This window comes from Roseateles sp. Mitsp63, assembly GCF_059491535.1.
Genome location: NZ_CP168509.1, coordinates 6,122,861 through 6,136,268, shown reverse-complemented (window position 1 = coordinate 6,136,268; position 13,408 = coordinate 6,122,861). Strand labels below are relative to the sequence as shown.

The window sequence follows — 13,408 nt, the reverse complement described above, 5'->3', positions numbered from 1 at the left end:
GCATTGAAGGAAGAATCCCATGCCACGTCGTCGCGAAGTACCCAAGCGCGAGATCCTGCCGGACCCGAAGTTCGGTAGCGTTGATCTGTCCAAGTTCATGAACGTCATCATGGAATCGGGCAAGAAGGCCGTCGCAGAGCGCATCATTTACGGCGCCCTGGAGCAGGTCGAGCAGAAGTCCGGCAAGGATCCGCTCGAGGTCTTCATGATCGCGATCAACAACGTGAAGCCCATGGTCGAAGTGAAGTCCCGTCGCGTTGGCGGCGCGAACTACCAAGTTCCCGTGGAAGTTCGCCCCGTCCGCCGTCTGGCTCTGGCCATGCGCTGGTTGAAGGAAAGCGCGCGCAAGCGCGGTGAGAAGTCGATGGCCCAACGTCTGGCCAACGAACTGCTGGAGGCCTCGGAAGGCCGTGGTGGCGCGATGAAGAAGCGCGATGAAGTCCACCGCATGGCAGACGCCAACAAGGCGTTCTCGCACTTCCGCTTCTAATCAAGACCTCTCTGGCCGCCTCGGGTTACTACTGACCCGATGGCGGCTCCATGCATTTGGAGTGACACCATGTCCCGCAAGACCCCCATCGAGCGCTACCGCAACATCGGTATCTCGGCGCACATCGATGCCGGTAAGACCACGACGACCGAACGCATCCTGTACTACACCGGTGTGAACCACAAGATCGGTGAAGTGCACGACGGCGCCGCCACGATGGACTGGATGGAGCAGGAGCAAGAGCGCGGCATCACGATCACGTCGGCCGCGACGACCTGCTTCTGGAAGGGCATGGACATGTCCTACCCCGAGCATCGCTTCAACATCATCGACACCCCGGGGCACGTGGACTTCACCATCGAGGTGGAGCGTTCCATGCGCGTCCTGGACGGCGCCTGCATGGTCTATTGCGCCGTGGGTGGCGTGCAGCCCCAGTCGGAAACCGTCTGGCGCCAGGCCAACAAGTACAAGGTGCCCCGTCTCGCGTTCGTCAACAAGATGGACCGGACCGGCGCGAACTTCTTCAAGGTCGTCGACCAGATGAAGACCCGCCTGAAGGCGAACCCGGTGCCCGTGGTCATCCCCATCGGCGCGGAAGAAGACTTCAAGGGCGTGGTGGACCTCTTCAAGATGAAGGCCATCATCTGGGACGAAGCGTCCCAGGGCATGAAGTTCACCTTCGAAGACATCCCCGCCGACCTGGTCGAAGTGGCCCAGGAATGGCGCGAGAAGATGGTCGAGGCCGCCGCCGAGGCCACCGAAGAGCTGATGAACAAGTACCTCGAGACGGGCGACCTGACCGAGGAAGAGATCAAGCTCGCGATCCGCAAGCGCACCATCGCGACCGAGATCCAGCCGATGCTCTGCGGCACCGCCTTCAAGAACAAGGGCGTGCAGCGCATGCTGGACGCCGTCATCGACTTCCTGCCGTCGCCGCTGGACATTCCGCCGGTCGCGGGCACGGACGAAGACGACCAGCCGGTCACGCGCATGCGTACCGACGAGGAAAAGTTCTCCGCGCTGGCCTTCAAGCTGATGACCGACCCGTATGTCGGCCAGCTGACCTTCGTGCGGGTGTACTCGGGCGTGCTGCAGTCGGGCGCGACCGTCTACAACCCGGTCCGCGGCAAGAAGGAGCGCATCGGCCGGATCCTGCAGATGCACGCCAACCAGCGTGAAGAAATCAAGGAAATCCTGGCGGGTGACATCGCCGCCTGCGTGGGCCTGAAGGACGTCACCACGGGCGAAACCCTGTGCGACCCCGACAGCATCATCACGCTGGAGCGCATGGTCTTCCCCGAGCCGGTGATCTCGCAGGCCGTCGAGCCCAAGACCAAGGCCGACCAGGAAAAGATGGGTATCGCGCTGGGCCGTCTGGCTGCCGAAGATCCGTCCTTCCGCCTGCGCACCGACGAAGAGTCCGGCCAGACCATCATTTCCGGCATGGGCGAGCTCCACCTGGAAATCATCGTCGACCGCATGAAGCGCGAGTTCGGCGTCGAGGCCAACGTGGGCAAGCCGCAGGTGGCCTACCGCGAAACGATCCGCAAGTCGGTGACCGACGTCGAAGGCAAGTTCGTGCGTCAGTCCGGCGGCAAGGGCCAGTACGGTCACGTCGTGTTCTCGGTCGAGCCGCAGGAAGCCGGCAAGGGCTTCGAGTTCGTCGACGCGATCAAGGGCGGCGTGGTGCCGCGCGAGTTCATTCCCGCGGTCGAGAAGGGTGTCGTCGACAGCCTGCCGAACGGCGTCCTGGCCGGCTACCCGGTCGTGGACGTGAAGGTCACGCTGACCTTCGGTTCGTACCACGACGTGGACTCGAACGAAAACGCGTTCAAGATGGCGGCCTCGATGGGCTTCAAGGAAGCCTGCCGTCGCGCCAGCCCGGTCATCCTCGAGCCGATGATGGCCGTGGAAGTCGAAACGCCGGAAGACTATGCTGGTACGGTGATGGGCGACCTGTCCAGCCGCCGCGGCATGGTGCAGGGCATGGACGATATGGTCGGCGGTGGCAAGATCATCAAGGCGGAAGTGCCTCTGTCTGAAATGTTCGGCTACTCGACCTCGCTGCGTTCGGCCACGCAAGGCCGCGCGACGTACACGATGGAGTTCAAGCACTACAGCGAAGCTCCGAAGAACGTCGCCGACGCGATCGTCACCGCTCGCGCGAAGTGATGACCTGAGCCGGTGCTTTCGAGCGCCGGCTCATTTGTTTCTCGATCATCGAATCGTCTTCGCAGCAAGTCCCCTCGGTTGCCGGTCGCCGGGGAATCAGGATGCTGCGGAAACGCTAAACCAACAGACCGGGCGAATGCTCTTTTTGGAGAATTGAAATGGCAAAGGGTAAGTTTGAACGTACCAAGCCGCACGTGAACGTGGGCACGATTGGTCACGTTGACCATGGCAAGACGACGCTGACGGCCGCGATCGCGACCGTGCTGGCCTCCAAGTTCGGCGGCGAAGCCAAGGCCTACGACCAGATCGACGCGGCTCCTGAAGAAAAGGCGCGCGGCATCACGATCAACACGGCGCACGTGGAGTACGAGACGGCCAACCGTCACTACGCGCACGTGGACTGCCCGGGGCACGCCGACTACGTGAAGAACATGATCACGGGCGCGGCGCAGATGGACGGCGCGATCCTGGTGTGCTCGGCCGCTGACGGCCCGATGCCCCAGACCCGCGAGCACATCCTGCTGGCGCGTCAGGTGGGCGTGAAGTACATCATCGTCTTCCTGAACAAGTGCGACATGGTGGACGACGCCGAGCTGCTGGAGCTGGTGGAAATGGAAGTCCGCGAGCTGCTGAGCAAGTACGACTTCCCGGGCGACGACACCCCGATCATCAAGGGTTCGGCCAAGCTGGCGCTGGAAGGCGACAAGGGCGAGCTGGGCGAAGGCGCGATCATGGCGCTGGCCGACGCGCTGGACAGCTACATCCCCACGCCTGAGCGCGCGGTGGACGGCGCGTTCCTGCTGCCGGTGGAAGACGTGTTCTCGATCTCGGGCCGCGGCACGGTGGTGACGGGTCGCGTGGAGCGCGGCATCGTCAAGGTCGGCGAGGAAATCGAGATCGTGGGTATCCGCGATCTGCAGAAGACCACCGTCACGGGCGTGGAAATGTTCCGCAAGCTGCTGGACCAAGGTCAGGCTGGCGACAACGTGGGCATCCTGCTGCGCGGCACCAAGCGTGAAGACGTCGAGCGCGGCCAGGTGCTGGCCAAGCCGGGCACGATCAAGCCGCACACGCACTTCACTGCTGAGATCTACGTGCTGAGCAAGGAAGAAGGCGGCCGCCACACCCCGTTCTTCAACAACTACCGTCCCCAGTTCTACTTCCGCACGACGGACGTGACCGGTGCCGTGGAGCTGCCGAAGGACAAGGAAATGGTCATGCCGGGCGACAACGTCAGCATCACCGTGAAGCTGATCGCTCCGATCGCCATGGAAGAAGGTCTGCGCTTCGCCATCCGTGAAGGCGGTCGTACCGTCGGCTCGGGCGTCGTGGCCACCATCATCGAGTAAATCTTTTGCTGGTACCCACCGGGTACCGTCGAGGCCGCTGCCTGATTCGTCGGGTGGCGGCATCGCCGGCCGGTGGTGTCACTGCTCTCACCGCGGCGCCTGAGGCGTTGCGTCGCTCTTTGAAGGAAAAGTCATGTCTACCAAGCAAAAGATCCGCATCCGGCTGAAGGCCTTCGATTACAAGCTGATCGACCAATCGGCCCTGGAAATCGTGGACACCGCCAAGCGTACCGGCGCGATCGTCAAGGGTCCGGTGCCCCTGCCGACGCGCAAGGAGCGTTTCGACATCCTGCGTTCGCCGCACGTCAACAAGACGTCGCGCGACCAGTTTGAAATCCGCACCCACCAGCGTCTGATGGACATCGTCGATCCGACCGACAAGACGGTCGACGCGCTGATGAAGCTGGACCTGCCGGCCGGCGTGGACGTCGAGATCAAGCTGCAGTAATTGCAGCTCGGGTGGCGCCGGAGCGATCCGGGCGCGCTCTTGAAGGCGACCTTCGGGTCGCCTTTTTCATTGGCTCGCGGATCGCTCCGCTTGCGGGTTTGTCAGGGTTGGCGCTATACTCGCCAGCTTTTCCGCGCCAGGACTCCCTGGTGCGGTTCGTTGCATCGCGTGATGCGGGGCGGTCGGGACCTTTACTCCTGGCCTCCCAAATGCGCGGTGATTGTCGGCCCGGCCAATCGATGTCGGGTGTGTGAAATGACTTCAGGCGCGGGGCGGTGTCTCCGTCGGCGCGTTCGGGGTCAGGAGAAAACCATGAGTCTTAGCAATCGTCTCGGATTGCTGGGCCGCAAGGTTGGCATGATGCGTGTGTTCACGGTCGACGGCGATACCGTCCCCGTGACCGTGCTGGACGTGTCCAACAACCGCGTGACCCAGGTCAAGACCGAAGATACCGACGGCTACAGCGCCATCCAGGTGACCTACGGCGCGCGCAAGGCGTCCCGCGTCACCAGGCCTGAAGCGGGTCACCTCGCCAAGGCTGGCGTCGAAGCCGGCGAAATCATCAAAGAATTCCGCGTGGATGCCGCGGTCGCCGCTGAATACAAGGCCGGCGCTCAAGTCCCCGTGACGCTGTTCGCCGCCGGCCAACTGGTCGACGTGCAGGGCACCTCGATCGGCAAGGGCTTCGCAGGCACCATCAAGCGCCACAACTTCGGTTCGCAGCGCGCCTCGCACGGTAACAGCCGCTCGCACAACGTTCCTGGCTCCATCTCGATGGCCCAGGATCCGGGTCGCGTGTTTCCGGGCAAGAAGATGTCGGGCCACCTCGGCGACGTCACCGTGACCGTCCAGAACCTGGATGTCGTCCGCATCGACGAAGCTCGCCAGCTGGTGCTGGTTCGTGGTGCCGTTCCTGGCGCGAAGGAAGGATTCGTCGTGATCCGTCCGGCCGTCAAGGTCAAGGTCAAGAAGGGAGCCAACTGATGCAACTCGAGCTCCTGAATGAGCAGGGTCAGGCGACGTCGAAGGTCGACGCTCCCGACACCCTTTTCGCTCGTGATTACAACGAAGCCCTGGTGCACCAGGTGGTCGTGGCCTACCAGGCCAACGCCCGCCAAGGTACCCGCGCTCAGCTGACCCGCGCTGAAGTCCGTCACTCGACGAAGAAGCCGTTCCGTCAGAAGGGCACTGGCAACGCGCGTGCTGGTATGACCTCGTCGCCGCTGTGGCGCGGGGGCGGTCGCATCTTCCCGAACAAGCCTGACGAGAACTTCTCGCACAAGCTGAACAAGAAGATGTATCGCGCCGGCATGGCCGCCATCCTCTCGCAACTGGCTCGCGAAGGCCGTCTGGCTGTGGTGGATTCGATCTCGGTCGACGCCCCGAAGACGAAGCTGCTGGCTGCCAAGCTGAAGGCGATGGGTCTGGATCACGTCATGGTCATCTCCGACCAGGTCGATGACAACCTGCTGCTGGCGTCGCGCAACCTGCCGAACGTGCTGGTCGTCGAGCCGCGCTACGTCGATCCGCTGTCGCTGGTCTTCTACAAGAAGATCCTGGTGACGAAGGCGGCCATCGAGCAACTGAAGGAGATGCTGGCATGAGCGCGCCCAAGTTTGCTGAAGGCCGTCTGGCCAAGGTGCTGCTCGCTCCGATCGTGTCCGAGAAGGCCACGATGGCTGGCGAAAAGCACAACCAAGTCCTGTTCAAGGTCTTGCGCGATGCGACGAAGCTTGAGATCAAGGCCGCTGTTGAACAGATGTTCAAGGTCGAAGTCGAAGCCGTGAACGTCGTCAACGTCAAGGGCAAGACCAAGCGCTTCGGTGGCCGTGTGGGCCGTCGCGACCACGTCAAGAAGGCGTATGTGTCGCTGAAGGCCGGCCAGGAGCTCAACTTCTCCGGGGAGGCTGCGTAATGGCCGTCGTTAAAGTCAAGCCGACTTCGCCTGGCCGTCGTGGCGTGGTGAAGGTGGTGCACAAGCACCTCCACAAGGGCGCTCCCGAGGCTTCGCTGCTCGAGCCGCAGAAGCAAAAGTCTGGCCGTAACAACAACGGTCACATCACGATGCGCCACAAGGGCGGTGGTCACAAGCACCACTACCGCGTGGTGGACTTCCGTCGCAACAAGGACGGCATTCCGGCGAAGGTTGAGCGCATCGAGTACGACCCCAACCGCACGGCCCACATCGCTCTGGTGTGCTACGCCGACGGTGAGCGTCGCTACATCATTGCGCCGCGCAACCTGGAAGTGGGTTCCTCGATCCTGAGCGGCGCGGAAGCCCCGATCAAGGTCGGCAATACGCTGCCCATCCGCAACATCCCCGTGGGTTCGACGATCCACTGCGTGGAGCTGCTGCCGAGCAAGGGTGCCCAGATCGCCCGTTCGGCTGGCACCTCGGTGGTGCTGATGGCCCGTGACGGCTCCTACGCGCAGATTCGTCTGCGCTCGGGCGAAGTTCGTCGCGTTCACATCGATTGCCGCGCCACCATCGGTGAAGTGAGCAACGAAGAGCACAGCCTGCGCCAGTACGGCAAGGCCGGCGCCATCCGCTGGAAGGGCATCCGCCCGACCGTGCGTGGTACCGCCATGAACCCGGTCGACCACCCGCACGGTGGTGGTGAGGGTCGTACGGGTGAAGGTCAGGCCCCTGTGTCGCCGTGGAACACCCTGACGAAGGGCTACCGCACTCGCAACAACAAGCGCACGCAGACTTTCATCGTCTCGCGTCGCAAGAAGTAAGGGGTAGACCAACATGGCTCGTTCCCTCAAGAAGGGTCCCTTTGTGGATCACCACCTGCTGGCAAAAGTCGACAAGGCTGTTGCCATCAAGGACAAGAAGCCCATCAAGACCTGGTCGCGTCGCTCGACGATCCTGCCCGAGTTCATCGGTCTGACGATCGCCGTGCACAACGGCAAGCAGCACGTGCCGGTCTATGTGTCGGACCAGATGGTCGGTCACAAGCTGGGTGAATTCGCTCTGACCCGCACCTTCAAGGGCCACCCGGCCGACAAGAAGGCCGGTAAGAAGTAAGGATGACGACGATGGAAACCAAAGCAATCGTTCGTGGCGTCCGCCTGTCGTTTGATAAGGGCCGCCTCGTGGCGGACCTGATCCGCGGCAAGAAGGTGGATCAAGCGCTGAACATCCTGGAGTTCACCCAGAAGAAGGCCGCGCTGATCATCAAGAAGGCGCTGGAATCGGCGATCGCCAATGCTGAGCACAACGACGGTGCCGACATTGACGAGCTGAAGGTCACTTCGATCTACGTGGAGCAGGGCACCACGCTGAAGCGGTTCTCGGCGCGCGCCAAGGGCCGTGGCAACCGCATCAGCAAGCCGACCTGCCACATCTACGTGACCGTCGGCAACTGAGCCTGAAGGAAGACTATGGGACAGAAAATTCATCCGACTGGCTTCCGCCTGCCCGTCACCCGTAACTGGGCGTCGCGCTGGTACGCGAACAACCAGAACTTCGCCAGCATGCTGGCCGAAGATCTGCAAGTTCGCGACTTCCTGAAGGCCAAGCTGAAGAACGCCGCGGTGTCGCGCATCCTGATCGAGCGTCCTGCCAAGAACGCTCGCATCACGATCTTCTCGGCCCGTCCGGGCGTGGTGATCGGCAAGAAGGGCGAGGACATCGAGAACCTGAAGGCCGAACTGGCCAAGCGTCTGGGCGTGCCCGTCGCGGTCAACATCGAAGAAGTGCGCAAGCCCGAGATCGATGCCCAGCTGATCGCCGACTCGATCACCCAGCAGCTCGAGAAGCGCATCATGTTCCGCCGCGCGATGAAGCGTGCGATGCAGAACGCGATGCGTCTCGGCGCCCAGGGCATCAAGATCATGTCTGCCGGCCGTCTGAACGGCATCGAAATCGCTCGCACCGAGTGGTATCGCGAAGGTCGTGTGCCCCTGCACACCCTGAAGGCCGACATCGATTACGGCTTCTCCGAAGCCAAGACCACCTACGGCGTGATCGGCGTCAAGGTGTGGGTGTATCGCGGTGACCGCCTGGCCAATGGCGAGGCGCCCGTGATCAACACCCCCCCGGGTGCCGAGGATGACCGCCGTCCGCGCCGCAACGCCCGTCCGGGCGCTCCGGGTGGCCGTGGTCGTGGCGACAAGCCTGCCGAAGGCGGCGACAAGCCTGCTGCGAAGCGTGTGGTGCGCAAGCCCGCCGCTGACGGCGGCCAGGCGTAAGGAGAACTCAACATGCTGCAACCCGCTCGTCGCAAATATCGCAAGGAGCAAAAGGGCCGCAACACTGGTGTTGCGACCCGCGGCGCGACCGTCGCTTTCGGTGACTTCGGTCTGAAGGCCACCGAGCGCGGCCGTATCACGGCTCGCCAGATCGAAGCGGCTCGTCGTGCCATTTCGCGTCACATCAAGCGCGGTGGCCGGATCTTCATCCGCATCTTCCCGGACAAGCCGATCTCGCAGAAGCCCGCCGAAGTCCGTATGGGTAACGGTAAGGGCAACCCGGAGTACTACGTGGCTGAGATCCAGCCCGGCAAGGTGCTCTACGAGATCAACGGCGTGCCTGAGGCTCTGGCGCGCGAAGCGTTCACGCTGGCCGCTGCGAAGCTGCCGCTGCGTTGCACCTTCGTGACCCGCCAGCTCGGCGCCTGATTGGAGAACACCCCATGAAAGCATCTGAACTGCGCGCCAAGGACGAAGCGTCCCTCAAGAAGGAGGTCGTCTCCCTGCTGAAGGCTCACTTCGGTCTGCGCATGCAAAAGGCGACGCAACAATTGACCAACACCTCGGTGCTGGGCAAGACGCGTCGCGACATCGCCCGCGCCAAGACCATCCTGGCCGAGAAGAAGGGAGCCGCGAAATGACGCAAGCTCAAGAGAAGAACACGCGCACCCTGGTCGGTCGTGTCGTCAGCGACAAGCGCGCGAAGACGGTGACCGTGCTGGTCGAGCGCCGTGCCAAGCACGAGCTCTACGGCAAGATCGTTGCTCGTTCGCGCAAGTACCACGCCCATGATGAAAAGGGCGAGTACAAGATGGGCGACATCGTCGAGATCGCCGAAGGCCGTCCGCTGTCGAAAACCAAGAGCTGGGTCGTGACCCGCCTGGTCGAGAAGGCTCAACTGGTCTGATCGAAGTGCCACCGCAGCGGTGGTGCGACCGCAGCGAGTCATCTCGCTGCTCATCAAAAGGCTGGAGCATCGGAATTCCCGGTGCCCGGCCTTTTTCCGTTTTTCGCGGCACACTCTGCCGCCAACCTTCAACGACAACAGGAGCGTGACATGCTGAAAGTAGGCGATCGGCTGCCGGCCGGCAATCTGCAGGAATTCATCGAGGTGGAGGGCAATGGCTGCTCGCTCGGCCCCAACACCTTTGATATCGAAAAGCTGGCCGCGGGCAAGACGCTGGCGATCTTTGCTCTGCCTGGTGCATTCACGCCCACATGCTCGGCGCAGCACGTGCCGGGCTATGTCGCGAACGCAGACGCTTTCAAGGCGGCGGGTGTGGACGAGATCTGGTGCATTTCGGTGAACGATGCGTTCGTGATGGGGGCGTGGGGCCGGGATCAGAAGACGGCGGGGAAGGTGCGCATGATGGCGGACGGTAGCGCGGCCTTCACGCAAGCGACCGGCTTGTCGCTGGATCTGATTGCTCGCGGCATGGGGCTTCGCTCGCAGCGCTACTCGATGCTCGTCAAGGATGGCGTCGTCATGACCCTGAACATCGAAGCGCCCGGCAAGTTCGAAGTGAGCGACGCCGCGACGCTGCTCGCGCAGGCGAAGGCGCTCTGACGGCTAAAACCTTCAGTTGACAGGCGGCTTGTGCCTCGCGCATAATCCGCAGCTTCGCCGAAAGGTGGTTCCGTCTCCCGACGGGCTTCGTGACCAGCGCACGAGGCAGCCGCCTTCGGTTCTAGGTTTCTTGCCCATGAAGGCCAGACGCGGGTCTCCGCAAGGTGACAAGTGCTTGGCTTACGGGCCCAAGACTGACCGCTCTCTGGATGGCTGCGATGGTCGCAGTTGCCTGAGCGGGAAAAGTTGGGGACAGACATGATCCAAATGCAATCGCGACTCGACGTCGCGGACAACACTGGCGCCAAGTCCGTCATGTGCATCAAGGTGCTTGGTGGTTCCAAGCGTCGTTATGCCCACATTGGCGACATCATCAAGGTCAGCATCAAGGAAGCTGCGCCGCGCGGCCGCGTCAAGAAGGGCGAGGTCTACAGCGCGGTTGTCGTGCGCACCGCCAAGGGCGTGCGTCGTCAAGACGGCTCCCTGGTCAAGTTCGACGGCAATGCCGCCGTGCTGCTGAACGCCAAGCTGGAGCCCATCGGCACCCGCATCTTCGGCCCGGTGACGCGTGAACTGCGTACCGAGCGCTTCATGAAGATCGTGTCGCTGGCGCCTGAGGTGCTCTAAGCCCCGCTCAGACAAAGGTATTGCCATGAACAAGATTCGCACAGGCGACGAGGTCATCGTTCTGACCGGCCGCGACAAGGGTAAGCGCGGCACCGTGACGCAGCGCGTTGACGAGGACCACGTCCTGGTCGAGGGCATCAACGTCGTCAAGAAGCACGTCAAGCCGAACCCGATGAAGGGCACGACTGGCGGCATCGTGGACAAGTCCATGCCCATCCATCAATCCAACGTGGCGATCTTCAACGCCGCCTCCGGCAAGGCCGATCGCGTGGGCATCAAGCTCGGCGACAACGGCAAGCGGGTGCGCGTGTTCAAGTCGACCGGCGAAGAGATCAAGGCCTAAGGGGTAAGACATGTCTCGTTTGCAAGAGTTCTATCGCGAGAAGGTCGTCCCCGGTCTGACCGAGAAGTTCGGCTACAAGTCCGTGATGGAAGTGCCGCGCATCACCAAGATCACGCTGAACATGGGCGTGAGCGAGGCCGTGGCGGACAAGAAGGTCATGGATCACGCTGTTGGCGATCTGACCAAGATCGCTGGTCAGAAGCCCGTGGTCACGAAGTCGAAGAAGGCGATCGCCGGCTTCAAGATCCGTGACGGCGTGCCTATCGGCTGCATGGTGACCCTGCGCGGCGCCACGATGTATGAATTCCTGGACCGTTTCGTCACCGTGGCCCTGCCGCGCGTGCGTGACTTCCGCGGCATTTCCGGCCGTTCGTTCGACGGCCGTGGCAACTACAACATCGGCGTCAAGGAACAGATCATCTTCCCCGAAATCGAATACGACAAGGTGGATGCTCTGCGTGGTCTGAACATCAGCATCACGACGACGGCCAAGACGGACGACGAAGCCAAGGCTCTGCTGGCTGCGTTCAAGTTCCCGTTCAAGAACTGAGGTGACCCGTGGCAAAACTCTCGATCAAGCAGCGTGAGCTGAAGCGCGCCCAACTGGTCGCCAAGTACGCGAAGAAGTACGCGGAACTGAAGGCCATCATCGACGACAGCAAGAAGTCGGACGAAGAGCGCTATCTGGCTCGCCTGGAGCTGCAAAAGCTGCCCCGGAACGCCAACCCGACCCGCCAGCGCAATCGCTGCGAACTGACAGGCCGCCCGCGCGGCACGTTCCGCAAGTTCGGCCTGGCTCGTAACAAGATTCGTGAGCTGGCCTTCAAGGGCGACATCCCTGGTGTCGTCAAGGCCAGCTGGTAATCGGCAGGTTTAGGAGATTTCGTATGAGCATGAGTGATCCTATCGCCGATATGCTGACCCGCATTCGCAACGCCCAAAGCGTTGAGAAGGCCAGCGTCGTGATGCCTTCGTCCAAGCTGAAGGTCGCGATCGCCAAGGTCCTGAAGGATGAAGGCTATATCGACGACTTCGCGGTGCGCGGCGATGCAGCCCGCCCGGAGCTCGAGATCGCGCTGAAGTATTACGCCGGCCGTCCGGTGATCGAGCGCATCGAGCGCGTGAGCCGTCCTGGCCTGCGCATCTACAAGGGCCGCCACGATATTCCTCAGGTCATGAATGGCCTGGGTGTGGCGATCGTCACCACGCCCAAGGGTGTGATGACCGACCGCAAAGCGCGTCAAGCCGGTGTCGGCGGCGAAGTGCTTTGCTACGTCGCCTAAGCCAAGGAGAGACAGACAATGTCCCGCGTTGGAAAAATGCCGGTCGTCGTCCCGCAAGGCGTGGATGTCGCGATCGCTGCTGACAAGATCAGCGTCAAGGGCGCCCAAGGCACCCTGTTCGTGGCCGTGAACCCCCTGGTGACGGTCAAGTCGGAAGGCGGCAAGCTGACCTTCGTCCCGACCAGCGAATCGGCTGAAGCCGATGCGATGAGCGGCACGATGCGCGCGCTGCTGAACAACATGGTCAACGGTGTCAGCAAGGGCTTCGAGAAGAAGCTGAACCTGGTTGGCGTGGGCTTCCGTGCCCAAGCCCAAGGCCAGAAGCTGAACCTGCAGATCGGTTTCTCGCATCCGGTCGTCAAGGACATGCCGGCTGGCATCAAGGTTGAATGCCCCACCCAGACCGAGATCCTGATCAAGGGTGCGGATCGCCAGGTCGTCGGCCAGCTCGCCGCTGAAGTGCGTGCGATCCGTCCGCCGGAGCCCTACAAGGGCAAGGGCATCCGTTACGCCGACGAAAAGGTCTCCCTCAAAGAGACCAAGAAGAAGTAAGGAGCCGCGCCATGCTGAACAAGAAGGAACAACGCCTGCGTCGTTCGCGTCAAACGCGTGCTCGCATCGCTCTCCAGCGCGTGGCCCGTCTGACGGTCTTCCGCTCGAACCTGCACATCTACGCCTCGGTCATTTCCGAAGACGGTCAGCGCGTGCTGGCTTCCGCTTCGACCGCCGAGAAGGAAGTGCGTACGCAGCTGTCGGGCAAGGGTGGCAACGTCGCCGCCGCGACGCTGATCGGCAAGCGCATCGCCGAGAAGGCGAAGGCTGCTGGCGTCGAGAAGGTCGCTTTTGACCGTTCCGGCTTCGCCTACCACGGCCGTGTCAAGGCCCTGGCTGAAGCCGCGCGTGAAGCCGGCCTGCAGTTCTGACGCTCAAAG

22 protein-coding genes are annotated in these 13,408 nt (G+C 62.5%); all 22 read left to right on the top strand.

The window, feature by feature from the left end; all coding sequences use genetic code 11:
* Nucleotides 1-19 precede the first annotated feature (19 nt).
* The 22 genes from rpsG (at nt 20) to rplR (ending at nt 13,399) form a co-directional block, all read left to right on the top strand.
* Complete coding sequence (gene rpsG / locus ACEN96_RS26700) at nt 20-490, top strand: 30S ribosomal protein S7 (protein WP_091728098.1); 471 nt, start codon at nt 20-22, stop codon at nt 488-490.
* Between the two features lie 69 nt (nt 491-559).
* Nucleotides 560-2,662, top strand: coding sequence for an elongation factor G (gene fusA, locus ACEN96_RS26695; RefSeq protein ID WP_495586003.1), 2,103 nt, complete (start codon nt 560-562; stop codon nt 2,660-2,662).
* Nucleotides 2,663-2,820: 158 nt separating this feature from the next.
* Nucleotides 2,821-4,011 (top strand): elongation factor Tu, encoded by a 1,191-nt coding sequence (gene tuf / locus ACEN96_RS26690; protein WP_495586002.1) that lies wholly within the window; start codon nt 2,821-2,823, stop codon nt 4,009-4,011.
* 133 nt (nt 4,012-4,144) lie between these two features.
* Nucleotides 4,145-4,459 carry a 30S ribosomal protein S10 gene (rpsJ, locus tag ACEN96_RS26685; RefSeq protein ID WP_067065169.1) on the top strand — a complete coding sequence of 105 codons (315 nt, stop codon included), beginning with the start codon at nt 4,145-4,147 and terminating at the stop codon, nt 4,457-4,459.
* Nucleotides 4,460-4,771: 312 nt separating this feature from the next.
* Nucleotides 4,772-5,443 carry a 50S ribosomal protein L3 gene (rplC, locus tag ACEN96_RS26680; protein WP_495586001.1) on the top strand — a complete coding sequence of 224 codons (672 nt, stop codon included), beginning with the start codon at nt 4,772-4,774 and terminating at the stop codon, nt 5,441-5,443.
* Nucleotides 5,443-6,063, top strand: coding sequence for a 50S ribosomal protein L4 (rplD, locus tag ACEN96_RS26675; protein WP_495586000.1), 621 nt, complete (start codon nt 5,443-5,445; stop codon nt 6,061-6,063). The genes rplC and rplD overlap by 1 nt, the downstream gene beginning before the upstream one ends.
* Nucleotides 6,060-6,374 (top strand): 50S ribosomal protein L23, encoded by a 315-nt coding sequence (rplW, locus tag ACEN96_RS26670; protein WP_495585999.1) that lies wholly within the window; start codon nt 6,060-6,062, stop codon nt 6,372-6,374. Before rplD ends, rplW begins: the two co-directional genes overlap by 4 nt.
* On the top strand, nt 6,374-7,198 hold the full coding sequence (rplB, locus tag ACEN96_RS26665) for a 50S ribosomal protein L2 (protein ID WP_495585998.1): 825 nt from the start codon (nt 6,374-6,376) through the stop codon (nt 7,196-7,198). The genes rplW and rplB overlap by 1 nt, the downstream gene beginning before the upstream one ends.
* Before the next feature lie 13 nt (nt 7,199-7,211).
* Complete coding sequence (gene rpsS, locus ACEN96_RS26660; protein ID WP_343642423.1) at nt 7,212-7,490, top strand: 30S ribosomal protein S19; 279 nt, start codon at nt 7,212-7,214, stop codon at nt 7,488-7,490.
* 11 nt (nt 7,491-7,501) lie between these two features.
* A complete protein-coding gene (rplV, locus tag ACEN96_RS26655; RefSeq protein ID WP_058937144.1) occupies nt 7,502-7,831 on the top strand; it encodes a 50S ribosomal protein L22 in 330 nt (109 codons plus the stop codon).
* A gap of 15 nt (nt 7,832-7,846) precedes the next feature.
* Nucleotides 7,847-8,656: a 30S ribosomal protein S3 gene (rpsC, locus tag ACEN96_RS26650; RefSeq protein WP_067065181.1), complete on the top strand. Its 810-nt coding sequence runs from the start codon at nt 7,847-7,849 to the stop codon at nt 8,654-8,656.
* 12 nt (nt 8,657-8,668) lie between these two features.
* Nucleotides 8,669-9,085, top strand: a complete 417-nt coding sequence (gene rplP / locus ACEN96_RS26645) for a 50S ribosomal protein L16 (protein WP_088385524.1) — start codon at nt 8,669-8,671, stop codon at nt 9,083-9,085.
* A gap of 14 nt (nt 9,086-9,099) precedes the next feature.
* The gene (rpmC, locus tag ACEN96_RS26640; RefSeq protein ID WP_495585997.1) at nt 9,100-9,297 is read left to right on the top strand and encodes a 50S ribosomal protein L29; all 198 of its coding nucleotides are present in this window, start codon (nt 9,100-9,102) and stop codon (nt 9,295-9,297) included.
* Entirely contained in the window at nt 9,294-9,563 is a 270-nt protein-coding gene (rpsQ, locus tag ACEN96_RS26635; protein ID WP_279757537.1) for a 30S ribosomal protein S17, read from the top strand. Before rpmC ends, rpsQ begins: the two co-directional genes overlap by 4 nt.
* Nucleotides 9,564-9,713: 150 nt before the next feature.
* A complete protein-coding gene (locus tag ACEN96_RS26630; protein ID WP_495585996.1) occupies nt 9,714-10,223 on the top strand; it encodes a peroxiredoxin in 510 nt (169 codons plus the stop codon).
* Nucleotides 10,224-10,481: 258 nt separating this feature from the next.
* Complete coding sequence (gene rplN / locus ACEN96_RS26625) at nt 10,482-10,850, top strand: 50S ribosomal protein L14 (protein ID WP_088484485.1); 369 nt, start codon at nt 10,482-10,484, stop codon at nt 10,848-10,850.
* Nucleotides 10,851-10,875: 25 nt separating this feature from the next.
* Nucleotides 10,876-11,193, top strand: a complete 318-nt coding sequence (gene rplX / locus ACEN96_RS26620) for a 50S ribosomal protein L24 (RefSeq protein ID WP_343642429.1) — start codon at nt 10,876-10,878, stop codon at nt 11,191-11,193.
* Nucleotides 11,194-11,203: 10 nt separating this feature from the next.
* Nucleotides 11,204-11,743, top strand: a complete 540-nt coding sequence (gene rplE, locus ACEN96_RS26615; protein ID WP_343642431.1) for a 50S ribosomal protein L5 — start codon at nt 11,204-11,206, stop codon at nt 11,741-11,743.
* Nucleotides 11,744-11,751: 8 nt separating this feature from the next.
* A complete protein-coding gene (gene rpsN, locus ACEN96_RS26610; RefSeq protein ID WP_067065192.1) occupies nt 11,752-12,057 on the top strand; it encodes a 30S ribosomal protein S14 in 306 nt (101 codons plus the stop codon).
* Between the two features lie 23 nt (nt 12,058-12,080).
* Complete coding sequence (gene rpsH / locus ACEN96_RS26605; RefSeq protein WP_058933609.1) at nt 12,081-12,476, top strand: 30S ribosomal protein S8; 396 nt, start codon at nt 12,081-12,083, stop codon at nt 12,474-12,476.
* 18 nt (nt 12,477-12,494) lie between these two features.
* Complete coding sequence (rplF, locus tag ACEN96_RS26600) at nt 12,495-13,028, top strand: 50S ribosomal protein L6 (protein WP_495585995.1); 534 nt, start codon at nt 12,495-12,497, stop codon at nt 13,026-13,028.
* A gap of 11 nt (nt 13,029-13,039) precedes the next feature.
* Nucleotides 13,040-13,399 carry a 50S ribosomal protein L18 gene (gene rplR, locus ACEN96_RS26595; RefSeq protein ID WP_279757533.1) on the top strand — a complete coding sequence of 120 codons (360 nt, stop codon included), beginning with the start codon at nt 13,040-13,042 and terminating at the stop codon, nt 13,397-13,399.
* The last annotated feature ends 9 nt before the right edge of the window (nt 13,400-13,408 follow it).

Coding starts and splice junctions, on each gene's coding strand:
- rplV (WP_058937144.1), top strand. CDS start 7,502: ATGGAAACCAAAGCAATCGTTCGTGGCGTCCGCCTGTCGTTTGATAAG.
- tuf (WP_495586002.1), top strand. CDS start 2,821: ATGGCAAAGGGTAAGTTTGAACGTACCAAGCCGCACGTGAACGTGGGC.
- rpsG (WP_091728098.1), top strand. CDS start 20: ATGCCACGTCGTCGCGAAGTACCCAAGCGCGAGATCCTGCCGGACCCG.
- rplC (WP_495586001.1), top strand. CDS start 4,772: ATGAGTCTTAGCAATCGTCTCGGATTGCTGGGCCGCAAGGTTGGCATG.
- rpsH (WP_058933609.1), top strand. CDS start 12,081: ATGAGCATGAGTGATCCTATCGCCGATATGCTGACCCGCATTCGCAAC.
- rplP (WP_088385524.1), top strand. CDS start 8,669: ATGCTGCAACCCGCTCGTCGCAAATATCGCAAGGAGCAAAAGGGCCGC.
- rplE (WP_343642431.1), top strand. CDS start 11,204: ATGTCTCGTTTGCAAGAGTTCTATCGCGAGAAGGTCGTCCCCGGTCTG.
- fusA (WP_495586003.1), top strand. CDS start 560: ATGTCCCGCAAGACCCCCATCGAGCGCTACCGCAACATCGGTATCTCG.
- rpsS (WP_343642423.1), top strand. CDS start 7,212: ATGGCTCGTTCCCTCAAGAAGGGTCCCTTTGTGGATCACCACCTGCTG.
- ACEN96_RS26630 (WP_495585996.1), top strand. CDS start 9,714: ATGCTGAAAGTAGGCGATCGGCTGCCGGCCGGCAATCTGCAGGAATTC.
- rplB (WP_495585998.1), top strand. CDS start 6,374: ATGGCCGTCGTTAAAGTCAAGCCGACTTCGCCTGGCCGTCGTGGCGTG.
- rplX (WP_343642429.1), top strand. CDS start 10,876: ATGAACAAGATTCGCACAGGCGACGAGGTCATCGTTCTGACCGGCCGC.
- rpmC (WP_495585997.1), top strand. CDS start 9,100: ATGAAAGCATCTGAACTGCGCGCCAAGGACGAAGCGTCCCTCAAGAAG.
- rpsQ (WP_279757537.1), top strand. CDS start 9,294: ATGACGCAAGCTCAAGAGAAGAACACGCGCACCCTGGTCGGTCGTGTC.
- rpsJ (WP_067065169.1), top strand. CDS start 4,145: ATGTCTACCAAGCAAAAGATCCGCATCCGGCTGAAGGCCTTCGATTAC.
- rplR (WP_279757533.1), top strand. CDS start 13,040: ATGCTGAACAAGAAGGAACAACGCCTGCGTCGTTCGCGTCAAACGCGT.
- rplF (WP_495585995.1), top strand. CDS start 12,495: ATGTCCCGCGTTGGAAAAATGCCGGTCGTCGTCCCGCAAGGCGTGGAT.
- rplD (WP_495586000.1), top strand. CDS start 5,443: ATGCAACTCGAGCTCCTGAATGAGCAGGGTCAGGCGACGTCGAAGGTC.
- rpsC (WP_067065181.1), top strand. CDS start 7,847: ATGGGACAGAAAATTCATCCGACTGGCTTCCGCCTGCCCGTCACCCGT.
- rplN (WP_088484485.1), top strand. CDS start 10,482: ATGATCCAAATGCAATCGCGACTCGACGTCGCGGACAACACTGGCGCC.
- rplW (WP_495585999.1), top strand. CDS start 6,060: ATGAGCGCGCCCAAGTTTGCTGAAGGCCGTCTGGCCAAGGTGCTGCTC.